Annotated in this window: 4 protein-coding genes; 3 read left to right on the top strand and 1 reads right to left on the bottom strand. The window is 42.6% G+C overall.

From position 1 onward, the window contains the following. Positions 1–101 precede the first annotated feature (101 nt). Positions 102–338: a CBS domain-containing protein gene (locus A3761_RS29050; protein WP_082865199.1), complete on the top strand. Its 237-nt coding sequence runs from the start codon at positions 102–104 to the stop codon at positions 336–338. Then, a complete protein-coding gene (locus tag A3761_RS15655) occupies positions 248–1,231 on the top strand; it encodes a sphingomyelin phosphodiesterase (protein WP_068553477.1) in 984 nt (327 codons plus the stop codon). Before A3761_RS29050 ends, A3761_RS15655 begins: the two co-directional genes overlap by 91 nt. Positions 1,232–1,841: 610 nt before the next feature. On the opposite strand, the gene A3761_RS28790 is transcribed toward A3761_RS15655, so the two are convergent. After that, on the bottom strand, positions 1,842–1,970 hold the full coding sequence (locus tag A3761_RS28790; RefSeq protein ID WP_255374950.1) for a hypothetical protein: 129 nt from the start codon (positions 1,968–1,970) through the stop codon (positions 1,842–1,844). A gap of 377 nt (positions 1,971–2,347) precedes the next feature. Between A3761_RS28790 and A3761_RS15650 the strand changes: the two genes are divergently transcribed. Continuing rightward, positions 2,348–3,076, top strand: a complete 729-nt coding sequence (locus tag A3761_RS15650) for an ABC transporter substrate-binding protein (RefSeq protein ID WP_068553476.1) — start codon at positions 2,348–2,350, stop codon at positions 3,074–3,076. The last annotated feature ends 272 nt before the right edge of the window (positions 3,077–3,348 follow it).

The following is a 3,348-nucleotide window of genomic DNA, read 5'->3' as shown; positions in this document are numbered from 1 at the left end:
AAATTGATCCATATCAAACGCTAAGGATTTGACAGTGCCACTTCTGATAGCAGTGAACTATGCTCCTAACAAAACAATCGTATTTAAGTCAGGAGCATTAAATGATTAGTCTTGAAGATATTATGACGACAGAGGTGACCACCCTAAGTAAACATCATTCAGTGTTGGATGCTAGGGAACTTATGAGTAACAAGGGGATTCGCCATATCCCAATTACTGATGCACAAGGGATTGGAATTTCAGCTACATGTGGTTGTCTGCAGAGAACGACCCTTGGCAATATGATCGTGACATTCATACGATTGCACGAGACTTCGATGGCAAGGCCTCTACGCTAGCGTATCGTTCTGAATACGCACGTGTTTCAGGTGATGACATTCACTACGTCATTGATAACGACTTTGAGCTAGAAACGCGCGAAGAGAGCAATAACAACTTCAAGGTTTTGACCTATAACGTTTGGAACCTGCTACCCGGTATTACCTCAAAGAATACACATCCTCGCCTGGATACCATCGCAGAGCTTGTAAAAGGCTACGATGCAGTTGTATTTCAGGAGCTTTTTGACCCGGTTCTGACAGCACATTTTAGAAGCAAGATCAGTGAGGAATATCCTTACCTGACAGACATTCCATTCAAGCTTGGTAAGTTACTGACAGGTGGCTCTTTCATTGCGAGTCGTCACCCGATTATTGATCACGATGATGTTGTCTATGATGCATGTCGAGCAGATGGTTGCTTAGCGTCTAAGGGCATGAACTATGCGAAAATTGATAAGGGTGGGAAAATCTATAACCTGTTTGGAACCCACACGCATGCCTACACGACAGCAGATGATATTGCGGTTCGATTTTCTCAGCTAGCGCAGCTAAAAGGTTTTGTAGATAGCAAGAACATCCCATCAGATCAACCTGTACTGATGGCGGGAGATTTCAACGTCGATAAGGTGAACTTCCCACAAGAGCACGTAGACTTTTTATCGCTTATGAATGCAACAGAACCTACAGCGTTAGGCGAGTACCCTTACTCTTACGCAGGCCCTGTGAATGTTTATGCGGATGATCAATACAATGAGTACTTAGACTATGTGTTGTATTCAAACGAGCATCAAGCGCCAGTTTATTCTCATAACAAGATGCTGACGCCTCGTAGTATTGAATGGGATCACTGGACCACTTGGGACTTGTCAGATCACTACCCTGTAGCGAGTGAGTTTGTATTCGCTGAGTAAGCCACTTTTTCTACCCTAGTTGCGTATTGATACCCACACTGTTTAGTGTGGGTTTTTTTCGTTTTGAGCGAGGCAAAAGACGCACGACTCGCTTTCTCCCGGCTGAGACATCGCGCCGGTATATATCTAATCTCTATTGAGCTTAATCTAAGCCAATTGTGATCTATTGAGGCGTTCTGCTCGTAAATCGTTTTGACCACTATTCCAATGTCTTGTCTTGAACTCTAATGAATCCATATAGGGCAATATGATGAAAGAGCGTAAGTTTCAGGTTAAACCCGGCACACATAAAGGAAATAAGGCGGCGCGCTTACCTTGCCGTGGCTGTACAAAAAACTGTGGAAACTATATGGTTTGTGAAGGCCGTCCATGGAGGACTCTAAGTGACCACAACTAAGTTATCTACCCGACTTTACGATACATCTTATCGAATCGTTGGCATCTTATATCTTGCCTCGGGCCTGTGGTGTGCGATAAATCCCACATTGTCCGCCAGTTTCTTGGGGATAAACTTTCAGAGTGAGATGGGGCTTGCCGAATTCTTTTCTGTCTATGGAGGGCTTCAAGTAGGGATCGGTTGTGCAATGATACTGTCATCATTTTACAAGCCTTACTTGGAAGGCGCCGTCTTTTTCGCAGCGATAGTATCGACAGGGCTAATAGGCTTTAGGTTGATCGCTTTGCCGCTTTTCAGCTCAGACACAAGCTTGTTAGGAATGGCTGTTCTTGAAGCGCTCATTGCTGTGCTGCTTTGGCGGTATTGGTATCTCATGAGGGCTCAGAATATCTTATTGAGATCTAAAATTTCCCGCTAACGGATATCTAAGTTTGTCTGCTTGGAAGGAGGAGCTGAACTCTCGTGATTCCTTATAGTCCGCTAAGTCACCTTTCAGGTGCGCAATTTAGATACGGATAAAACAGCCAGTTTGATCGTTGGCTAAATGATTCAAAATAAGCAAAAGCAACTCTTTCGTATAAACAGATACCGCTAAGTGATGGGCAGATCATAATTGACTTGTTTCATCTGCAGATCATTTGAATTGATTGGTTATTGGCAGGTTTCATATTACATTGCTAACCTTAGAGGATGCCTGAAGCGAAAGGATATCATTTCTTATGAAATATCAAATCATTAAGAATTTGGCTGCCAAGCTATTATTGTTTGCCATATTTTCGTTAGGGTTCACGAATGCGCACCCTCAATCTGTGATTGCATTGACTGCTCCAGAAAATGCCTTTGTTCAGGACATATCAGTCCAAGTATTGAAAAAAGCATACAACAAGATCGGTTATCAAGTAGAAATCCATAGACTTCCAAATGTTCGCTCTTTATTGTCTGCGAATATGGGTATGTTCGATGGGGAGGTATCACGTATTGGCAACCTGCATTCAAGCTACCCCAACTTAAATGCAGTACCTACCGCAATCAATATGATTAATATAATTGCTCTTGGAAAACACAGTAGCGAAAGAGTAAGCAAGATTAAAGATCTTGGGCATGACGTTGTTTGCGTAAAAGGAGTCAAGTTAGTAGAAAAGCTGGTTGAAGATAATAAAATCCAGTGCACTTTTGTTGTTAACACCAATCAAGCTCTCAGTATGGTCGCTCTGGGGAGAGTTAAATACACTTTACTGCCTGAAGCTAACGCGTTGAAGGCTCTCCTAACCGAACCGTTCGAGAACGTTAAAGTTGTCAGCCCAGTCTTATATTCAGAAAAGCTTTATCATTACTTGCATAAAAATAATCTCAATATAGTTGAACCTTTAGATAAAGTGCTTCGTAAAATGCAAAAAAATGGTGATATAGACCAAATACGCACTCGATTCTTAGAGAATATACTATAAGGAATGACTGCTTTAACTCCAAAGCTAGAACTATCAGTGTCTGAATTTCTATGACAATCAGGTCAAACTGGCATCAATCTTCAATAGTAGGCCCAGGCACAATGCTGCCTCGACACGACATCAACACAAGAAGTCAGTTCTAAGGGCCTAAACGTCCGCGAAGCTGACATTCACAAGGTCTTTAGCCACTTAATTCAGCCTCTCCACAGTCGTCATTGCCGCCCCCATTTCTTTCCACCCATTTCTACCAATCGAGACGCGGCTCGTCGAAA

This window comes from Oleiphilus sp. HI0123 (genome assembly GCF_001635315.1).
The sequence above is the reverse complement of the archived record's forward strand: the minus strand, read 5'-3'. Positions and strand labels throughout refer to the sequence as shown.